The organism is Pigmentiphaga sp. H8, assembly GCF_003854895.1.
Lineage (GTDB): Bacteria > Pseudomonadota > Gammaproteobacteria > Burkholderiales > Burkholderiaceae_B > Pigmentiphaga.
This window is the reverse complement of the sequence record NZ_CP033966.1, coordinates 5659202-5678781: the sequence shown is the minus strand read 5'-3', so window position 1 is coordinate 5678781 and position 19580 is coordinate 5659202. Positions and strand designations below refer to the sequence as shown.

The 19580-nt window shown below is 69.3% G+C and carries 20 protein-coding genes; 2 read left to right on the top strand and 18 right to left on the bottom strand.

Annotation, left to right across the window (positions count from 1 at the left end; all coding sequences use genetic code 11):
- The first annotated feature begins 137 nt into the window (after window positions 1–137).
- Window positions 138–1010 (top strand): alpha/beta hydrolase, encoded by an 873-nt coding sequence (locus EGT29_RS26845; RefSeq protein ID WP_124691868.1) that lies wholly within the window; start codon window positions 138–140, stop codon window positions 1008–1010.
- Complete coding sequence (locus EGT29_RS26840; RefSeq protein WP_124691867.1) at window positions 1007–1951, top strand: VOC family protein; 945 nt, start codon at window positions 1007–1009, stop codon at window positions 1949–1951. The genes EGT29_RS26845 and EGT29_RS26840 overlap by 4 nt, the downstream gene beginning before the upstream one ends.
- Here EGT29_RS26840 and EGT29_RS26835 read toward each other — a convergent pair.
- The 18 genes from EGT29_RS26835 to EGT29_RS26750 form a co-directional block, all read right to left on the bottom strand.
- Window positions 1948–2796, bottom strand: coding sequence for a cytochrome b561 domain-containing protein (locus EGT29_RS26835; RefSeq protein ID WP_238160222.1), 849 nt, complete (start codon window positions 2794–2796; stop codon window positions 1948–1950). The two genes, EGT29_RS26840 and EGT29_RS26835, sit on opposite strands and share 4 nt — an antisense overlap.
- Window positions 2786–4234 carry a sulfatase-like hydrolase/transferase gene (locus EGT29_RS26830; protein ID WP_124691866.1) on the bottom strand — a complete coding sequence of 483 codons (1449 nt, stop codon included), beginning with the start codon at window positions 4232–4234 and terminating at the stop codon, window positions 2786–2788. The genes EGT29_RS26835 and EGT29_RS26830 overlap by 11 nt, the downstream gene beginning before the upstream one ends.
- The gene (locus EGT29_RS26825; RefSeq protein WP_238160221.1) at window positions 4235–5215 is read right to left on the bottom strand and encodes a tripartite tricarboxylate transporter substrate binding protein; all 981 of its coding nucleotides are present in this window, start codon (window positions 5213–5215) and stop codon (window positions 4235–4237) included.
- A 20-nt stretch (window positions 5216–5235) separates the two neighbouring features.
- On the bottom strand, window positions 5236–6678 hold the full coding sequence (locus EGT29_RS26820) for an aldehyde dehydrogenase family protein (RefSeq protein ID WP_124691865.1): 1443 nt from the start codon (window positions 6676–6678) through the stop codon (window positions 5236–5238).
- Window positions 6679–6685: 7 nt separating this feature from the next.
- Entirely contained in the window at window positions 6686–7675 is a 990-nt protein-coding gene (gene araD1, locus EGT29_RS26815) for an AraD1 family protein (protein ID WP_124691864.1), read from the bottom strand.
- Between the two features lie 5 nt (window positions 7676–7680).
- Window positions 7681–8853 carry an L-rhamnonate dehydratase gene (locus EGT29_RS26810; protein ID WP_124691863.1) on the bottom strand — a complete coding sequence of 391 codons (1173 nt, stop codon included), beginning with the start codon at window positions 8851–8853 and terminating at the stop codon, window positions 7681–7683.
- A 21-nt stretch (window positions 8854–8874) separates the two neighbouring features.
- Window positions 8875–9903 (bottom strand): 4-hydroxythreonine-4-phosphate dehydrogenase PdxA, encoded by a 1029-nt coding sequence (locus tag EGT29_RS26805; protein ID WP_124691862.1) that lies wholly within the window; start codon window positions 9901–9903, stop codon window positions 8875–8877.
- A gap of 30 nt (window positions 9904–9933) precedes the next feature.
- Window positions 9934–10860 carry a YncE family protein gene (locus EGT29_RS26800; protein WP_124691861.1) on the bottom strand — a complete coding sequence of 309 codons (927 nt, stop codon included), beginning with the start codon at window positions 10858–10860 and terminating at the stop codon, window positions 9934–9936.
- Between the two features lie 9 nt (window positions 10861–10869).
- Window positions 10870–11790 (bottom strand): SMP-30/gluconolactonase/LRE family protein, encoded by a 921-nt coding sequence (locus tag EGT29_RS26795; RefSeq protein ID WP_124691860.1) that lies wholly within the window; start codon window positions 11788–11790, stop codon window positions 10870–10872.
- The gene (locus tag EGT29_RS26790; RefSeq protein WP_161567996.1) at window positions 11787–12512 is read right to left on the bottom strand and encodes a FadR/GntR family transcriptional regulator; all 726 of its coding nucleotides are present in this window, start codon (window positions 12510–12512) and stop codon (window positions 11787–11789) included. Before EGT29_RS26790 ends, EGT29_RS26795 begins: the two co-directional genes overlap by 4 nt.
- A gap of 52 nt (window positions 12513–12564) precedes the next feature.
- On the bottom strand, window positions 12565–14133 hold the full coding sequence (locus tag EGT29_RS26785; RefSeq protein ID WP_124691858.1) for a sulfatase: 1569 nt from the start codon (window positions 14131–14133) through the stop codon (window positions 12565–12567).
- Window position 14134: 1 nt separating this feature from the next.
- Entirely contained in the window at window positions 14135–15127 is a 993-nt protein-coding gene (locus EGT29_RS26780; RefSeq protein WP_124691857.1) for a tripartite tricarboxylate transporter substrate binding protein, read from the bottom strand.
- 118 nt (window positions 15128–15245) lie between these two features.
- Window positions 15246–16037 (bottom strand): anti-sigma factor, encoded by a 792-nt coding sequence (locus EGT29_RS26775; protein WP_124691856.1) that lies wholly within the window; start codon window positions 16035–16037, stop codon window positions 15246–15248.
- A 4-nt stretch (window positions 16038–16041) separates the two neighbouring features.
- A complete protein-coding gene (locus EGT29_RS26770) occupies window positions 16042–16545 on the bottom strand; it encodes a sigma-70 family RNA polymerase sigma factor (RefSeq protein ID WP_124691855.1) in 504 nt (167 codons plus the stop codon).
- 7 nt (window positions 16546–16552) lie between these two features.
- A complete protein-coding gene (locus EGT29_RS26765; RefSeq protein ID WP_124691854.1) occupies window positions 16553–16939 on the bottom strand; it encodes a hypothetical protein in 387 nt (128 codons plus the stop codon).
- A gap of 100 nt (window positions 16940–17039) precedes the next feature.
- Window positions 17040–18008 carry a tripartite tricarboxylate transporter substrate binding protein gene (locus tag EGT29_RS26760; RefSeq protein ID WP_124691853.1) on the bottom strand — a complete coding sequence of 323 codons (969 nt, stop codon included), beginning with the start codon at window positions 18006–18008 and terminating at the stop codon, window positions 17040–17042.
- A gap of 64 nt (window positions 18009–18072) precedes the next feature.
- Complete coding sequence (locus EGT29_RS26755; protein WP_124691852.1) at window positions 18073–19134, bottom strand: isocitrate/isopropylmalate dehydrogenase family protein; 1062 nt, start codon at window positions 19132–19134, stop codon at window positions 18073–18075.
- 24 nt (window positions 19135–19158) lie between these two features.
- Window positions 19159–19572 (bottom strand): cupin domain-containing protein, encoded by a 414-nt coding sequence (locus EGT29_RS26750; RefSeq protein WP_124691851.1) that lies wholly within the window; start codon window positions 19570–19572, stop codon window positions 19159–19161.
- Window positions 19573–19580 lie beyond the last annotated feature (8 nt).

The window sequence follows — 19580 nt, the reverse complement described above, 5'->3', positions numbered from 1 at the left end:
TTGATGACTAGGAAAAACACCAATAAAAGGTTAAACAGGATTAATTTTCTATTTAAATGTAGTTGCATGTATTTGATGCGTGAGCTACCTTGTCCCCTATCGCGGCCGGCATCGGTCCATCTCGCTCCGGAGCATCCATGGCGTTCGACGATCTGCCGTCACTTCCCCCCTTGCTGCACGCCGGCGCGGCCGACTATGCCCGCCGCGCGCTGGCCGCGACCGCTGAAGTCATGGCACGTCACCGCGTCCTGGCCGACCAGCCCTACGGCGACGACTACTGGCAGAAGGCCGATGTCTACCTGCCCGATGCGCCGCGCGGTCCGCTGCCGGTGCTGCTGTATTTCCACGGCGGCGCCTGGATGAACGGCTACAAGGAATGGATGGGCTACCTGGCGCCGTCGGTGCTGGCGATGCCTGCGGTGTTCGTCTCCGCGTCGTACCGGCTGGCGCCGTCCGTGGGCATGGCGCAGATCGTGGGCGACTGCGTGGCCGCGCTGCGCTGGGTCCATCGCCACGTCGCCGCGCTGGGCGGCGAACCCGGCCGCATCGCCGTGGGCGGACATTCGGCCGGCGGCCACCTGGCCGCGGTGCTGGCCCTGCGCCCGGATCTGTGCCGCGACGCGGGGCTGCCCGGCGACGTGGTCAAGGCCTGCCTGCCCTCCAGCGCGCCGCTGGACCTGGGCTTCCTGCAACGGCCCGCGGCCGAGGCCGACCGCAGGATGCGGGAAGCGCTGGGCGGCGACCTGGATGCCTGGGACCCGGCACGGCATGTGACCGGCAGCGTCGTGCCTTTTCACCTGGCTTGGGGTGAACACGATTTCCCCCGCACGCGCGAACAGAATCCGGCATTCGTTCGCGCCCTGGCCGCGCAGCCTGGCGCCCGCGTGACCTGGCAGGTGTTGCCGGGCGATCACTTCACCTCGCACGAAGCGTGCGCCGACCCCGCGGGCGAGTGGTCGCGCGCGGCCGGCCGCCTGCTTTCGACCCTCACCACAGGAAAACCACAATGAACCAGGGAGCCATCTTCCAACCCCGACGCCTGGGGCACGTGAATCTCGTCGTGGCCGATCTGCAGCGGTCCATCGACTTTTACCGCGACGTCTGTGGCCTGAACCTGGAGTTCACCGAAAGCGGCCTGCGCGCCGCCTTCATGGGTACCGGCCATACGCCCCACGACGTCGGCATGATGGAACGCACGACCCAGGCGCGCCAGGGCCGCGACGGCCACACCCAGATCGCCAGGGGCGCGGCGCGGGCGGTCAACCTGAACCACATCGCCTGGGAGATGGACACCGAGGCCGAGCTGGTGCGTGCCTACGAACGCGCGCGCGCCGCCGGCATCGCGGTGCCGCGCACGCTCGACCACCAGATCGCCCACAGCGTCTACCTGAAGGATCCCGACGGCAACACCAACGAGTTCTACGCCGACACCATCAAGGACTGGCGCGCCGTCCTGCATGGCGACGTGGCATTGATCACCTCGACCTGGAAACCGGGGGGCGAGGCGCCCGCGACCGACCGGCGCTGGAGCGCCGAGGCCGACCGCCGGCCGGTGCCCGGCGCGGTCATGCAGCCCCTGCGGCTGTCGCACGTGGTGCTGACGACGAGGTCGCTGGCGCCCATGGCGGCTTTCTATACCGAGGTGGCGGGGCTGGAGACCGTGGCGCGCACCCCGGGCGGCATCCTGCTGCGCGCCTCGGGGCACCCGACCGCCTATCAGCTGGCGATCGTCCAGGGCGACGCAGCCGGCATGCATCACTACGGCTTCGACGTGGGCGGCGGCGCGGACTTGGACGCGGCCGCGGGGCGGCTCCGGTCGCTGGGATGCCTGGCGGAGGCGCCGGCCGCGCGGCGCCTGACGGCCGTCGATCCCGATGGATTCCTGGTGGAGTTCGCCCAGGCGGGCGACGCCGACCTGGCCATGCTGGAAGACGCGTTGAGCGCGGCCTAGGCGGCCGGCGGCGTTCCGCCTGGGCACGCGGGTCCGGGCGGAGCGCCCAGTTGCCGGATGCCCGGGCCGACCGGCGGCCGGCGGTTGCCGGGGTGGCGCGGGTCGGCGCCCCAGATCGCCTGGTAGGTATCGATGCACCAGCCCCGGCATTGCAACCACGCGAACGCGCCGGCCCATGCCAGGCTCCAGGCGCCGATCAGCACTGGCATCCAGCGCGGCGCATTGACGTGCAGCAGTCCGGTAACGATCGCCACGGCCGCCACGGCCAGCGCCAGATAGCCCGCCAGCTTGTGCGCCGCCTCGAACACGATGCGCCGGCCGGTCATGTCGTAGTGGTCGCCCGATTCGTCCGGGCTTCCCTTCGAGCCGCGCAGCACGCCGCCCAGCACCTGCAAGGCCGCCAGCGCACAGGTGGCCCAGGCCGAGACGCGGTGCAGGCGGGCCAGCCCGGTGTCCGACCCCGACACTTGCCAGACCAGCGCCACCGCGCCCGCGGTCAGCAGCACGCCGCCGATCTGGAGAGCGAGATGGCCGTGCCACCACCACTTGTTATCCAGCGCCGCCGGCCACGCCTGTCGCGGCGTGACCTTGAAGAAGCGCGCGGCCAGGATGCCCAGCGGGATCATGACCGCCCAGGCCAGCACCATCGCGCGCGCATGCCAGGCCTGGACCATGTCGATGCGATGCGGCCGGCCGTCCACCATCGGCTGTTGCAGCCACGCCAGCGCGTCGGCGCCGGCTACCCAGGCCACCAGCGCCAGCGCTACCAGGACCACCGCGCCGGCCCCGGCCAGCACGCCGGGACCGGGCAGCAGCGGGCCGCGTCCGAGCGGGTCATTGTTCATTGAGCAGCTTGACCTCTTCGCCCGGAATGGGGGTGTAGCTGCTGCCGCCCCGCTTGAGGATGCGCTCGGTGCCGCCATGTTGGGCGATCAGCGCGGCCTGGTCCCGCTTGGCCTGCCGGTCCACGGCCTCGGGATCGAGCAGGCCGCGCAGGTGCGACTCGAACCCGGCCAGCAGCGGCGCGCTTTCGGGCTTGCCCGCCAGGTCGTGCAATTCCTCGGGGTCCTGCGCCAGGTCGAACAGCTCGGGCGCGTAGCCGGTGTAGTGGATGTACTTGTGGTGGCCGCGGCGCAGCATGTAGGCGGCGCTGACCGATCCGGCCGCGTGGTATTCGCTCAGGATGGTGCGGTGGGCGTCGTCCGGCTCGGCGGCGATCTCCAGCAGCGACTTGCCGGGCAGTTCCGTGGGGCAGTCCAGGCCGGCGGCCTGCATGACGGTGGGATACATGTCCACGTGCGAGACCGGCGTGCGCACCTTGCGGCCGGCCTCGAAGCCGGGGCCGCTGGCCAGCATGGGGATGCCCGCCGATTCCTCGTACATCGTCGACTTGCCCCACAGCGAGCGCGAGCCGAGGTTGTCGCCGTGGTCGGACAGGAAGATGACGCGGGTGTCGGCGGCCAGTCCGCTGGTCTCCAGCGCGTGCAATATGCGCCCGACGTTGTGGTCCAGGAACGAGCACAGTCCGAAATACGAGGCGATGGCGATGCGCCGCTGCTCGTCGCTTTCGAAGTGCGAGTCGAAGCGGTAGCAGTCGTTCCAGGCCTGTATCCACGGATGCAGCGCGCCCGAGGCGCGCTTGGGTAGCGGAATGGCCTGGGGGTCGTACATCGCGTAGAACTCGGGCGGCGCGATCAGCGGCGAATGGGGCGCGATATAGGACGTGAACAGCGTCCACGGCTGGTCCTGGCGCTGCCGGCCGCGGGCCTGCAGCCACTCGACGGTCTTGTCGGTGATGTCGCGGTCGTATCGGGTGTAGCTGCTTTCGCCGGGGCCGATGCTCTTGGCCAGGTCGGCCGACTGATGGCGGATGGGCAGCGGGTCGCGTATCAGGCCGTACAGGTCGCCGACCCCGGCCTCGATGTGCATGGGGATGATCTGCTCGGTGAAGCCGCCATCGATGTCGTCGCCGGTGTAGTGCAGCTTGCCGATGGACACCGCCAGCCGGCCGGCGTCGCGCAGCGCGTGGGCCCAGCTGGGGACGCGTCCGTCGTAGGCGATGGCGTTGTCCCAGTAGCCTGTTTCGTGCACGTGGCGGCCGGTGGCGAAGGCCGCCCGCGCCGGCACGCAGATGGGGGAGCTGGAATAGGCGGCTTCGAACGAGGTGCTGCGCGCCGCCAGCCGGTCCAGGTTGGGGGTGCGGACCATGGGATGGCCGTTGTAGCCGAGCACTTTCTTGTTGTGCTCGTCGTCCATGATGATCAGCAGGTTGGAGGGTTTCATCTACTGTGCCTTGATGCCGTTGTCGTCGACGATTTTCGTCCAGCGCGCGGTTTCCGCGGTGACTTTCTCGGCCAGCTCCTTGCCGGTGCTGCCGGTGGGCGCGGCGCCCAGCGATTCGAACTGCTTCTTCACCTCGGGAGACTGCAAGGCCTTGTTGACCGCCGCCTCCAGCGCGGCGCGCACCGGCGCGGGCAGGCCGGCCGGCGCGAACAGCGCGTGCCAGTTGTCCACGTCCAGTTCGGGCAGGCCGGCTTCCGGCGCGGATGGCACGTTAGGGAACTGCGGGAAGCGCTGGCCGGCGGTCACGAACAGGGGCGTCACGCGCTTGGCCTGCACCAGCCCGATGGCGGCGGCGATGCCGGCGAAGCCGACCTGGGTCTCGCCGCCCGCCACCGCGGTCAGCGCCGCGCCGCCGCTCTTGTACGGGACGTGCAGCAGTTCCGTGCCCATCTGCTTGCCCAGCAGCACGCCGGCCAGGTGCTGGGGGCCGCCCACACCGGGCGAGGAATAGCTGTACGAGCCCTTGGGCGCCTGCTTGAGCTTGGCGCGCAGCTGCTCGACGCTGGCGATGCCGGTGGCCGGGGACGCCACCAGCACCAGCGGCACCGAGGCGACCATGCTGATGGGGGTGAAGCTTTCGGTGGGCTTGTACTTGATGGGGTAGAAGGACGGGGCCAGCGCGATGTTGGACACCGTGCCCATCAGCAGCGTGTAGCCGTCGGGCGCGGCCGAGGCCACCGCGTTGGCGCCTATGGTGCCGGTGGCGCCGGCGCGGTTCTCGACGATGATGGCCTGCCCCAGCCCCGCGGACAGTTCCTTGCCCAGCACGCGGGCCAGCACGTCCGGCGCGCTGCCGGGCTCCGAGCCGACGATGATCCTGACCGGCTGGCTGGGAAAGTTGCCCTGGGCCTGGACGGCGGGCGCGGCAAACAGTGTGCAGGCGGCGGCCAGGGCCAGCTTGCGTGGGGTGGGGAAGTGCATGTTCGTCTCCTGGATGGTTTTCAGCTTGCGATGTAGGCGGTCTTGACCGTGGTGTAGAACTCGGCCGCGTGGCGGCCCTGCTCGCGCGGGCCGTAGGACGAAGCCTTGGTGCCGCCGAAGGGCACGTGATAGTCGACCCCGGCCGTGGGCAGGTTTACCATCACCATGCCCGCCTGCGCGTGCTGCCGGAAATGCGTGGCGTGCTTGAGCGAGGTCGTGCAGATGCCGGAGGCCAGGCCGAACTCGGTGTCGTTGGCCAGGTGCAGGGCCTCGTCGTAGTCGCGGGCGCGCAGCACGCTGGCGACGGGGCCGAAGACTTCCTCGCGATTGATGCGCATGCCGGGCTCGGTGCCCGTTACCAGCGCGGGCGCCTGGAAATGGCCGACGGTGTCGCGCTCCAGCGTTTCGCCGCCGATGACGGCCTGCGCGCCCTCGCGGCGGGCGATGTCCAGGTAGGACAGGTTCTGCGCCAGCTGGCGCTCGTCCACCACGGGTCCGATGTCCACGCCGGCGCGCAGCGCGTGGCCGACGTTCAGCTTCGCCATGCGCTCCCGCATCGCCTGCACGAAGCGGTCATGGATGCCGGCGGTCACGATCAGCTTGCTCGACGCCGTGCACCGCTGGCCGGTGGAAAAATACGAACCCTGCACCGCGGTTTCCACGGCCTGCTCCAGGTTGGCGTCGTCCAGCACCACCAGCGGGTTCTTGCCGCCCATCTCGCATTGCACCTTGGCGCCGCGCGCGGTGGCGCCGGCGATGATGCGGCGGCCGGTGGCCACCGAGCCGGTGAAGCTGATGGCCTGGACCTCGGGGGAATCGACGAAGGCCTGGCCGACGGCCGAGCCCGCGCCCATGACGAGGTTGAACGCGCCCTTGGGCAGCGCGGTGCGCGACAGGATCTCGGCCAGCAGCCAGGCCGAGCCCGGCACCAGTTCGGCGGGTTTGAAGACCACGGTGTTGCCGTAAGTCAGCGCCGGCGCGATCTTCCACGCGGGGATGGCAATGGGGAAGTTCCACGGCGTGATCAGGCCGACCGTGCCCACGGGCTGGCGGAACACTTCCACGCCGACGTTGGGCCGCACCGACGGCAGCAGGTCGCCCGGCGTGCGCAGCGCCTCGCCGGCGAAGAACTTGAAGATCATGGCGGCGCGCGCGACCTCGCCCATGCCCTCGGGCAGGGTCTTGCCTTCCTCGCGCGACAGCATGCGGCCGATTTCTTCCTTGCGCGCCAGCAGTTCGTTGCCGACCGCGTCCAGCACGTCGAAGCGCTGCTGGGGCGTGGACGCGCCCCAGGCCGGCCGGGCCTGTGCCGCCGCGGCGATGGCGCGGCGCGCCAGCTCGGCGTCGGCCTGCGCGTACAGGCCGATCACGTCGCTGGTGTCCGAGGGGTTGACGTTGGGGCGGGCGGAAACGCCCGGCACCCATTCGCCGGCTATGTAAAGATGGTATTCCGGTGTATTCATGTCGGTTCTACAGGGACGTGACGCCGACCATGGCCGGGGCGGGTTCGAAGCGGACCGCGTTGCGCAGGGGGCGGCCGAAGCCGTCCAGCGAGATCTCGAAGCGGTCGCCGTCCACGGTGCGGATCTGGTCGGAGAAGCTCAGCGTGGCCGTGCCGAAATAGTGCACGTGCAGGTCGCCGGGACGGCGGAACTGCGGGTACTTGAAGTGGTGGTGTTCCAGGTTGGCCAGGGTGTGGCTCATGTTGGCCTCGCCGGTGACGAAGGGCTTCTCCCACAGGACTTCGCCGCCGCGCACGATGCGGCTGGCGCCCCGCAGGTCGGCGGGCAGTTCGCCCAGCAGCAGCTCCGGCCCGAAGGCGCACGGCCGCAGCTTGGAATGCGCCAGCCACAGGTAGTTGAAGCGCTCGGTCAGGTGGTCCGAGAATTCGTTGCCCACGGCGAAGCCGATGCGGCGCGGCGCGCCCTGGTCGTCCACCAGGTAGACGCCCACCAGCTCGGGTTCCTCGCCCGCGTCCAGCGCGAAGCCGGGCACGGGGAAGTCGCATTCCGGTGCCACCAGCAGGCTGCCGTCGCCCTTGTAGAACCATTCGGGCTGCGCCCCCGCCTGGCCCGCCGCCGGCTTGCCGCCCTCGACGCCCAGCTTGAACATCTTCATGGAGTCGGTCAGGTTGGTGTCTTCCTGCAGCTTGGCGTGCATGGCATCGCGCGAGGCCGCGCTGCCCAGGTGGGTCAGGCCGGTGCCCGAGATCAGCATGCGGGCGGCGTCGGGATGAGTGACCGGCGGCAGCAGGCGCCGCTCGTCCACCAGCGACTGGTAGCGGACACGGCGGCTGGAGGCCTGGCGCCGGATCAGCGCTTCCAGCGGCACGCCTTCGCGCGCCGCCTGCAAGGCCAGGCCGTAGACGCCCTCGCGGGCGGAACTGACTTCGATCTCGTCGTCGCCGGCCACGACGCCCACGCAAAGCTGGCCGTCTTCGATGAATTGGATGACGCGCATGGTGTTTACTCGCTGATCTGGAATTGATCGAGATAATCGGTGTTCAGGGTCAGGCCCAGGCCCGGCAGCGTGTCGTCCAGCTGCAGGAAGCCGTCCTTGGCGACGGGTTCGCCCTTGAAGATGTAGTAGAAGAGCTCGTTGCCCACTTCCACGTCGAACTGCGGGAAGTACTCGCTCATGGGCGAGGCCAGCGTGCTCATGGTCAGGTGGTAGTTGTGCATCTGGCCGGCGTGCGGGATCACGGGTATCGAATGCGCCTCGCACAGCGCGTTGATCTTGTGGGCCGCGGTGATGCCGCCGACGCGGTTGGTGTCGTACTGCACGACCGATACCGCCTTCTTGTCCAGCAACTGGCGGAAGCCGTGCAGCGTGAATTCGTGTTCCCCGCCCGAGATGGGAATGGCGCTCAGGCGCGACAGTTCGGCATAGCCGTCGACGTCGTCGGCGATGACGGGCTCTTCCAGCCAGCGCGGCTCGAACTTCTCCAGCCTGGGCAGCATGCGGCGCGCGTAGTCCAGGTCCCAGCCCATGTAGCACTCCAGCATCAGGTCGGACTCGTAGCCGATGACCTCGCGCACGGCCTCCACCGATTTCAGGTTCTCGGCCACGCCGCGCGTGCCATGGTTGGGGCCGTAGCCGAAGCGCATCTTGAACGCGGTGAAGCCCTGGTCCAGGAAGGTCTGCGCCTCTTCCTGCATGGCCTTCAGGTCGCCCCGGTACAGCTTGGAGTAGTAGCAGGGAATGCGTTCCTTGGTGCGGCCGCCCAGCAGCTTGAACACCGGCTTGTTCACCGACTTGCCCAGGATGTCCCAGATCGCCAGGTCCACCGCCGAGATGGCCGCCATGGCCACGCCCTTGCGGCCCCAGGCCAGCGTGGAGCGGTACATGCGCTGCCACAGGTATTCATAGTCCCAGGGGTCCTGGCCGACGACCAGCGGGGCCAGGTACTGATCGATGATGGCCTTGGCGATGTGGGGCGCCAGCGCGACGTTGCCCAGGCCGACGATGCCGTCGTCGGTCTCGATCTCGACCACGGTCCAGCCGTGGAAGCGGAAAGTCTTCATGGAATCGCCGCGGTCGTACAGGGCATCCATGGCGTTGGAGCAGAAGTTGGCCTGGGGCGGAACGGTCTTGCCCTTCCATTCGAAGACGCGGGCGCGGACGGATTTGATTTTCATGATGGTTCGCAAGAAGGAAAGTTATCGGGTGGCGCCCTGGCGCTGGGCGAGGCCCATGCGGCAGGCGATGGCGTAGGCGTTGGCGATGGCGTTGTCGTTGGCCCGGCCCTGGCCGGCAATGTCGTAGGCCGTGCCGTGGGCGGGCGTGGTGATGGGAATGGGCAGGCCGCCCTGGACCGTCACGCCCTTCGAGAATCCCAGCAGCTTGATGGCGATCTGGCCCTGGTCGTGATACATGGTGACGACGGCGTCGACCTGGCCGTCGCGGGCCTTCAGGAAGATGGTGTCGGCCGGGTACGGGCCTTCGATGGGCAGGCCCTCGGCCACCAGTTCGCGCACGGCGGGTTCGATGATCTCGACTTCCTCGCGTCCGCAGGTGCCGCCATCGCCGCCGTGCGGGTTGAGCGCGGCCACCGCGACGCGCGGGGCCGCGATGCCGTTGGCCAGCAGGGAACGGTGGATCAGGCGCGTGGCGTCCTTGATGCGGTCCTTGTCGATGTAGCGCGGCACGTCCTTGATGGGGATGTGCGACGAGATGCGCGAGGTCCACAGCGCATCCATGGTGTTGAATTCGCAGAAATAGGTCGTCACGCCCAGGTACTCGGCGAAGTGATGCAGCTCGTCCTCGTGGCGCAGGCCGCCCAGCTTCATCGCGTGCTTGTTCAGCGGCGCGAAGCAGATGGCGTCGATCTGGCCGTCCATGGCCGCGGTCATGCAGCGGTCCAGCACTTGCAGCACGGACTTGCCGCCCGCCGCCCGCGCCGTGCCAACGATCACATCGACCGGGTCCACGGTGTTCATCGGCAGGAAAGCGGGTACGTCGGCGTCCGGACGCGCGCGGACTTCGGCGAAGTCCTCGACCGCGCGGGTCGCGACCCGTACGCCGGCCACGCGCTGGCCCTCCTCCCACAGCCAGGGGTCGCCGACCAGCACGACATTGGCCTGGCGCGGGACGTCCGGCCGCGACAGCAGCCGCGCGACGAGTTCGGGACCGATGCCCGCCGGATCGCCCAGGGTAAGCGCGACGACGGGACGAAGAGGGGTAGTCATGGAGTGTCAGCCATCAAGAGGGTGAAGGGGTCAGATCCGGACGATCCGGGAGACGTCGGGTTCGCGCTGCGTGGCGATGAAGCGCGTGAAACGCAGCGATTGCAGGTCCAGCACGCCGACGCGGTCGTCGTCCTGCGAGATGTAGGCCAGCGGCCGGGTGGGATCGAGCGACAGCGCGATGGCGCGCGCATCCATCTTCACGTAGCCCGTTTCCCGCAGCGTGGAGGGGTCGACCACCGAAACGCTGCGGTCGCCGTAGTTCGTCACCAGGAGGCGGTTGCCGGCGCGATAGATGCGGGTCGCGTCCTCGCGCGAGGGCACCGTCAGGCGCACCTCCATGGTCTCGGTGTCGATGGCCGACAGCGTGTTGCTCCAGCGGTTGCTGACGAACAGCGTGCGCTCGTCCTCGCTCAGGCAGCAGCCCTCGGGCTTGAGTCCCGGATGGCAGGCCACGGGCTGGGACAGTGGTTCCCAGGGGCGCAGCTTCGTCACCGTGTGGCTGAGCAGGTTCATGCTGAAGGCGGTCTGGCCGTCGCGCGTCAGCACGAACAGATGGCTTTTCACGCCGCCCGAGGGCATCGCGCGCTTGGGCGCCGTGTCGGTGTCGGGCTGGTCCAGCACCAGCAGCATGGCCTTTTCCTCGCTCAGCGCGTAGAGCCGGTCGTGCTGGTCCATCTGCATGCCGTGGATGCGGTTGAACGGGAACAGGTCTATAGACCTTACCAGTTGGGCCGAACGAATATCGATCTGCAGGATCGCGGATCCCCCCGGGCCGACGTGGCCGGAGGTCTCGACGCCGTAGTGCCCCACGTAGACGTAGCGCTGCGCCGAGTCGATCACGAACTCATGCGGGAAATCAGGAAGGGGCAGGCTGCGCAGCCGCTCGCCCGACTCGGGGTCGTACCAGCTGATGCAGTGTGAACATTTTTCTACCAGCAGAAGGGTGTCTTGGCTCATGGCGGGATCTCAGGAATGGCCGTTCGTGTTCAGGCGGATGCGATACAGCGACGTCGACGCGCAGATGTAGAGTTCGTCGCGCGCGGCGCCGCCGAAAGTCAGGTTGCCGACCTTCTCGGGGACGGGGATGCGGGCCAGGCGGGTGCCGTCGGGGTGGTAGACCTGGACGCTGTCCTCGCTGCTGGTGTAGACCCAGCCGCGTTCGTCCACCCGTATGCCGTCGGCCAGCCCGGGCTCGACCACGGCGAACACGCGGGGGCGGGCCAGCGTGCGCCCGCCGGTCACGTCGAAGGCCAGGATGTGGTGGTTGCCGCCGCCGTCCTGGCGCAGCGCGGCCGAGGTGTCGGTCACGTACAGCACGCTTTCGTCGGGCGAGAACGCCAGGCCGTTGGGTTCCTCGGGAAAGTCGCTGGCGACGTCCAGCGCGCCGGTGGCCGGGTCGTAGCGGAACACGTAGTTGGCGCGCAGCTCGGACGGTGCCTGGTGGCCTTCGCGGTCGGACAGGATGCCGTAGGGCGGATCGGTGAACCAGATGCTGCCGTCGCGTTTCTCGACCAGGTCGTTGGGTGAATTCAGGCGGCGGCCCTGGTAGCGGTCGACCAGCACCTCGGCCGTGCCGGGCCGGCCGGCGCTGTCGAAGCGCGTGCGCAGGATGGCGCGCATGCCGTGCGAACACTGCAGCAGCGAGCCGTCCGCCGAGGCGGTGTGGCCGTTGGTGAACTCGACCCGGTCGCGCCAGACCCGTCCGCCCTCGCGTTCGTCCCAGGCCAGGATGCGGTTGTTGGGGATGTCGCTCCACAGCACCATGCGCTGCGCGGCCAGCCACACGGGGCCTTCGCTCCAGGTGGCGCCGGTGTACAGGCGTTCGAGCCGGCTGTCGGGCCCGAACAGGCTCTCGGCCCGCGGGTCCAGGGAAGTGGGGGTGCTCATGAGTGATCGAGTTCCTGTTGCGTGGTGCGATGGACCTGGTCCAGGTGCCGCTGCATGGCGGCCACGGCGGTTTCCGGGTCGCCGCTCTTGAGCGCGGCGACGATGGCGCGGTGGTCGGTCACGCTATGCGCGATGGCGCCCGACCGCTGCAAGGCGCGGCGCCGGTGTTCCAGCGCATAGCCGTAGAAGTCGAACACCACGTCGGCCAGCAGGCCGTTGCCGCAGGCGCGGTACAGCACCTCGTGGAACTCCTGGTCCGAGATCTGGAAGCGGACGGGATCGTCCATCATCGTTTCCTGGTCCGCCACCAGGCGGTCCAGCCGGTTCAACTGCGCGGGCGTGATGCGGCGCGTGGCCAGGCGGATCACCTGGATCTCCACGGCGGCGCGCGCCTCGGCCACTTCCTCCAGCGACCGGTCGCCCAGGTCGCGCAACGTGCTGACCGAATCCTGCACCGCCACCGCGCCCGGTCCCAGCACCCGGGTGCGCGCGCCCTGGCTGACTTCCAGCATGCGCCATGCCTGGAGCACGCCGATGGCGGCGCGGACGGTCTCGCGCGAGACGCCCAGCGTGGTCGCCAGTTCGCGCTCGGACGGCAATTCGTCGCCCGGCCGCAGCAGGCCCGAGTGAATCATGTAGGCGAGCTTGTCGCTGATCTGGTCGCGGATGGTCCGGCGCGTGATGTTCGGGGTATCGCCGGGGATACGGGAGATGAGCTGCATGCGTGTGATCCCTGTCACTTTGGCCACTGGTTCGGTAAGCATACCTGTCTCCTCAGGCCATCCGCGCCGGCAGCGGGCATTCGTCCGCGTGCCGTGCCATGGCGCGCACCAGTTCCAGCGTCAGTTCGGCCCGGACCGTGGCGCAGGCGGGATCGTCCCAGCGGTTCACGGATTCGTCCGGATCCTCGCGCAGATCGTAGAGTTCCCCCCATTCCTCGAAGGCGTGGACCGACAGGCGCCAGTGTCCGGTGACCAGCGTGCGCACCTTGGGCAGGCCGCTGCCGGGCATGGGGCGGTGGCCTTCCTCCTCGACCAGGACCGAGGCGCGGGGCGTGGCCGGCGTGGAGGCTGGCGCGAGATCCCGCCCCTGCGTTCCATGCGGCGCGGCCAGCCCCGCGCGCGCCAGGATGCTGGGACCGATGTCGATCGCGCTGGCCAGATCGGTGCGCCGGCCGCCCGCGCCGGCCTGGGGGTCGGCCCAGATCAGCGGCATGCGAATCACGCTCCGGTAGTGCAGCGGGCCCTTGAACAGCAGGCCGTGGTCGCCCATGAAGTCGCCGTGGTCGCTCAGGAACAGCACCACGGTGTCGCGCGCCAGGTCCAGGGCTTCCAGCTTCGCGAGGATGGCGCCGACCATGTCGTCGATGCAGGTGATGGCGCCGTAGTTCAGCGCGATGGCCGCGCGGGCCTCGTCCTGCGTGACGGCGATGACCCGGCTGCCGGCCGTGGAGCGCCGGCCGGCGGCGAGTTCCTCGTGCAGCGCGCGCTTGAGCGGCGTATCCGCCGGCGTGGCCGGTCCGCAGGTCGGGGGCAGTTCGATGTCCTCGGGCCGGTACATGTCCCAGTAGCGGCCGGGCGGCGTGAAGGGGTGGTGCGGGTCGGGGAAGGAGCAGGCCAGCAGGAAGGGCTGGTCGCCTCGCGCCGCATGGTCTTCCAGCCAGTCGATGGCGCGGTCCCGGACGAAGGCGCTGGGATACAGGTCCTCGGGCAGTGCGGTGCGCCACGCCTGCGGCGCCGCCGTCTCGCCGCCGGGCAGGGCGTGGTCCGGGCCGCGCAGCGTTTCGGCTTCGGGGCAGCGGGCCAGCAGCCAGCGGTCGTAGGCGCCGCCAACCTCGTCGCCGTGCTCCAGGCACAGCTCGGCGTGATCGAAGCCGTAGTAGGGCAGGCGCACGGCATGGTCCGGATCCCGCCAGCGCACCATCGACTCCTGCTCGTAGGCGGGGCTGTCGCGGTCCTCGCGCCGCGCCTGCGGCCGGTCGGCGGCCTCGCCCTTGCGCCAGGACGGCTGGACGTCCGTCATGTTCTGCAGATGGCTCTTGCCGATCAGCGCCGTGCGCCAGCCGGCCTCGCGCAGCGCGTCGGCGAAGGTGCGGCTGTCCAGCGGCAGCGGCACGCCGTTCATGCGCGCCCCCGCCGCGCCGGGCATGCGCCCGGTCATGATCGCGGCGCGGTTGGGCATGCAGGCCGGCGAGGCCACGTAGCACTGCTCGAACACCGTGCCGCGCGCGGCGATGTCGTCGATGTGCGGCGTGCGCACCTGCGTGTTGCCGTAGCAGCCGAGATGGTCCGCGCGCTGCTGGTCGGTCACGAAGATCAGGAAGTTGGGGCGCCGGGTGGACATCTCAGTTTGCTTCTAATTTGATCGCGTCGGCCAGTTGGCGATAGCGGCGGATGTCTTCTTCCGTCATGGCCGCCAGCGTGGCGGGCGAACCGGCCTCGGCCACCATGCCTTGCGCGGCGATGCGGTCCTTCACCGCCGGATCGGCCAGCACGCGGCGCAGTTCCCGATTCAGGCGCTCGACCACGGCCGCCGGCAGTCCGGCCGGACCGTACAGGCCGAACCACGTGCGCGTCGAGAAGCCCGGAATGGACTCGGCCACCGCGGGCGTGCCGGGCAGCATCTTCGAGCGCGCGGCCTGCGGTACCGCCACGGCCACCAGCTTGCCGCCCTGGATGTGCGGCAGCGCGGGCGAAAGCCCGACCAGCATCACGTCGATCTGGCCGCCCAGCAGATCCTGCATCGCGGCCGGCCCGCCCTTGTAGGGCACGTGCGAAAGCGGAATGCCGGCGGCCTGCATCAGTTGCTCCATGAACAGGTGGTTGGGCGAACCCACGCCCGCCGACCCGTACGTGGCCTTGCCCTGCTTGCCGCGCGCATAGGCCACGAATTCGGCGAAGGTCTTGACCTTCAGGGCGGAATTGGCCGCCAACACGAACTCGTTGAAGCCCAGCAGCGAGACCGGCGTGAAATCCTGCAAGGGCCGGTAGGGCAGTTGCTTGTAGACGATGGTGTTGATCGCCATGTTGCCGTCGTGGGCGATCGCCAGCGTGTAGCCGTTCGGCTCCGCCTTGGTCAGCGTTTCCATGGCGATCAGCCCGCCCGCGCCGGGCTTGTTCTCGACCACGACCTTCTGCCCCAGCCCGCTGGACAGGGGTTCCGCCAGGATCCGGGCGAAGGCGTCGGGCGCGCTGCCCGGCACCGACGGCACCAAGAGCTTGATGGGCTGGCGCGGATAGTCCTGGGCGGCGGCGGTGCCGGCCGTGGCCAGCAGCAGGCCGGCGGCCAGCGCGGCCAGCGACTGGCGGCGCGGAAGATGGGGAAGGCGGGGGCTCATGAGCGGGGTGGTCCTTGCGGGTGGGGTCGAGTAACTGGTCTGCTGGTACGGATAGTAGACCAGTTGAAGCAAGCTCACTATTTAGGGTTAACCCGCGATCGATGAGGTCATGCACCAGCTAGCGGCGAAGCTGGCGCTTGTCCAACTGGTCGTACACGGCCGACGCCACCCGCGACAGCTCATCCTTGGACACCCCGGCCGACAAGGCATAGCCGAAGGGCCCGTCTATCCAGTAGAAGACATTGATGCCGCCCTCGCGCGCGAAGCGGAAGGCCGTGTCCGGATTGCCGTCGCGCTCGGTGCTGACGTAAAGGGTCAGGCGCTGCCCGGCGGCGTCCTGGTACATGAACTGGGCCACCGGCCCTTCGCTGCCCGGCAGCAGGCGGCCGCCGACCAGTTCAAAGCCCAGCCCGCCCAGCTTGGGCGCCCGCACGTCCTGGCCCAGCCGCCGCGACAGCCAGGTGACGAGCTGCGTTTCCTGGTCCGCGCCGATCTCGACCGGTCGGCGCACGTCCGGACTGTAGACGGCATGGGCGATGGCGGCCTGCTGGGGCAATGACGGCCGCGCGTCGGCGACGGCCGACGCCTGGTAGCGGCCATGACCCCACCAGCCGGCCAGGCCGCCCAGCAGGGTCAGCATGACGCCGGCGGCGATGCGCAGGGCGGGCCGAGCCGACCCGCGTTGCCGGGCGCCCGGGGGAACCGCCGCGGCTTCCAGCGCGGGCGGGATCGGTTCGTCCAGTACGGGTTCGAACAGCCGTTGCAGCGCGCGCTTCTGTTCCTGCCAGGCGCGTACGCGCACGGCGGCGTCCGGATGGCCGGCAAGATGGGCCTCCACGTCGGCCCGCCGCGCGGGCGACAGCGCGCCATCGACGTAGGCATGCAGATCGGCTTCGGTGATGGGCATCATGGTTTCACTTGATCATCCGCAGTGTTCCGGCGGCGGGCGGCTGTCCGTCCAGGATCAGCCGCAGGCGCTCCCGCCCCCGCGACAGCCGGGACATGACGGTGCCCAGCGGGATGCCCAGGGTGTCCGCCACCTCCGTGTAGCGCATCCCTTCCAGCGCGACCAGCAGCAGGACCGCCCGCTGCTCTTCCGGCAACTGCGCCAGCGCGCTTTCCAGATCCTGGAGTTCGATGCCGTCCGCCTGCGTGGGCCGCGACGGCATATCGTCCAGGGTTTCGTTCCACGGCACCGTATTCAACCGCTGCCCCCGCAACTGGTCCACGCGCAGGTTGTGCATGATGGACAGCAGCCACGCGCCCAGGTCGCGCCCGGTGTGCCACGTGTGCAGGCGCGCCCACGCGCGTTCCAGGGTGTCCTGCACCAGATCGTCGGCCGCCGCGCGATCGCCCGCCAGCGCGCGGGCATAGCGCCGCAGACGCGGAAGCAGGGCGGTCACCGCGCGGCTGTCCATGGGCCGGTCAGGGCTTGGCGGTGTGCCACACGTTGTTGACGCCGTCGCCGGTCTTGTCGCCCGGCTTCTGGTCCTTGACCCAGAAGTACAGCGGCTTGCCCTTGTACGCCCACTGGGCCTTGCCGTCGTCGCGGGTGATGACCGTGTAGTCGCCCTCGGCCTTGTCCGAGGCCGCCGCCATCAGCGGCGGCCAGTTGGTCGCGCACGGGCCGTTGCACACGCTCTTGCCGCTGCCGGCGACGTCCTTGTCGAACACATAGAGCGTCATGCCGTTGCCGCCGGCCAGCACGCCGTCCTTTGCCTGGGCGGGGGCCGCCTGCACGGCCGACGAGCCGAACAGGGCCGCCGATGCCAGCAGCAGAGAGGGCAGAAGCGATGTTTTCCTGGCTACCATGGGATGCTCCTTGGTGGTTGATGAAGGGTGCTTGAACGGTATACGGGGGCGGGCCGTCCGGTATTCCCTTCGGAGGAAAAAATCTGCCCTGATTGTCCTCCTATTGCAGGCTGACGTTCGCCGATTGCACCGTGGCCTGCCACCGCCGCCCTTCGGTGTCCATGAAGGCGGCCATGTCCTCGGGCGTGCCGGGGCTGGGCGCCACGCCCAGTTCCTGCATGCGCCGCTTGGTGGCCGCTTCGCCCAGGACCGCGTTGATCTGCTCGTTCAAGGTGGCGATCACGCTGGCCGGGGTTCCCGCCGGCGCGAGCATACCGTACCAGGCGGGCGCGTCGAAGGCGGGCAGGCCGGCCTCGGCGAAGGTGGGGACGTCGGGCAGGTCGGCCAGGCGCGACTTGCCCGTGACCGCCAGCGCGCGGACCTTGCGGCCCTTGATCTGCGGCAGCGCCGACGGCGCCGTATCGAACATCATCTGCAGGCGCCCGCCTATCAGGTCGGTCATGGCGGGGCTGCTGCCCTTGTACGGAACGTGCTGCATGTCGCCGTGGATCAGGGACTTGAACAGTTCGCCCGACAGGTGCACCGAGGTTCCCGCGCCGCCGGAGCCGAAGTTGACGGTGCCGGGCTTGCCGCGGATCAGGTCAATGGCTTCCTTCAGCGTGCGCGCGGGGAACTGGTCCGCCACGATCAGCACGGTGGGCGACGTGGCGATCATGCCGACCGGCACGAAGTTCTTCTTCACGTCGTAGCCCAGGTCTTTGTACAGGTAGGGGTTGATGGACAGCGTGACCTGGCCGAACAGCAGCGTGTAGCCGTCGGCCGTCGCGCGCGCGGCGAGCTGGTTGCCGATGTTGGTGCCGGCGCCGGGCTTGTTCTCGATCACGAAGGTGCCGCCGGTGCGTTCGGACAGGCGCGAGGCGACATAGCGGGCGATGTTGTCGCTGCCTCCGCCGGGGGCGAAAGGCACGATGATCGTGACGGGCTTGTCGGGATAGGCGGCCTGGGCCGGGATGGTGGCGGTACCCAGGGCCGTGGTCAGGGCCGCGGCGAAAAGCGATGCGATCTTCATGGTGTCTCCTGCGTGTTCTTGGAATCGGGCAAGAGGCGAGGCGGCAGGGACCGCCACGCCGGGGTCAATGTTCGAGCTGCCTTGCGACGGCTTCGCCGAAGGCGCGGCATCCCAGCGTGCCGCCCAGGTCGGCCGTGCGGGTGGAGGGATCGGCCAGCACGGCGTCCACCGCCTGTTCGATGGCGGCGCCCGCCCGGGCGCAGGCCGCCGCGTCGCGATGTTCGCCCAGCCAGTTCAGCAGCATGGCCACGGACAGGATCATCGACGTCGGATTGGCCTTGTCCTGGCCCTGGATGTCGGGCGCCGAACCATGCTGGGCCTGCGCGCAGCAGAGCGTGTCGCCGGCCATCACGGACCCGGCCAGGCCCAGGCTGCCGGACAGCTCGCTGGCCAGGTCGGACAGGATGTCGCCGTAGAAATTGGTGGCGACGATGACGTCGAAGCGCGCGGGGTCGCGCACCAGGTAGGCGGTCGAGGCATCGACCAGCAGGTCGTCCAGCACGACGTCGGGGAAGTCCGCCGCGACCTTGCGCACTTCGCGCAGGAACAGGCCGTCGGTCATATGGAAGCTGTTGGCCTTGTGGATGGCGGTGACGCGCCCGCGCCGCTTGCGCGCCAGCTCGAAGGACCGGCGAGCGATGCGTTCGCTGCAATGGGCGGTGATCTTGCGCACTGAGATCGCCATGTCCGGCGAGGGCATCATCTCGCCCCAGCCCTGGTGCATGTTGCGGTCGGGATAGAAGCCTTCGGTGGCTTCGCGCATGATGACCAGGTCCATGCCGTGCGCGCCGCGGCCCAGGAAGGGCCGCGAGCGCGCGGGGCGCACGTTGGCGTAGAGGTCGAGGTCGCAGCGAAAGGCGGCCGAGATGTTGCGGCCGCCTTGCTCGGGCGCGGGATAGTCGGCATGGGACTGGGTGCCCAGGATGATGCCGTCGTAGCCGCGCGCCTGTTCGAGCACCGATTCGCGCAGCGTGGTGCCGTGTTTCTCCAGGCTGGCGAAGCCGACGTCTTCGTAGTCGAAGGCGAGGTCCAGGCCGTAGGCGCGATCGGCCTGCCGCAGGACGTCGATGGCGGAGGCGACGATCTCGGGGCCGATGCCGTCGCCGGGAAGTACGAGGAAACGCATGATGGTTGGCCTTGTTCGGGAAGATTATTGGTGTTCGGCCGACACGGGGCGGGTCTCGCCCGAGTCGGCCAGCGTGCGGGTGGCATCCAGCGCCGCGTAGATCCACAGGATGCGCATGGGCTGGGTGGCCGAGAGGTTGCGGAAGCGGTGTGGCACGTTGGGCGGGATGAAGGTCGCGTCCAGCGGCTTGAGCCGGTGTTCCTGGCCGTCGATGTCGAGCACGGCCTCGCCTTCGATCAGCACCACGCTTTCCTGGCAGTTGTGGCTGTGGAAGGGAATCTGCGCGCCGGGGCCGAAGCTCGTGTAGCCGGTGATGAAGCTGTCCGAGCCGACGGCGCGGCCGACCAGGGGTGTGGTCGAGGCGCCGCCGCCGCGGTCGTAGGTGGGCAGGGTGTCCAGCGCGAGCAGGGCCGCGCCGGAGGGAGTCTTGATGGTCATGGTTGTCG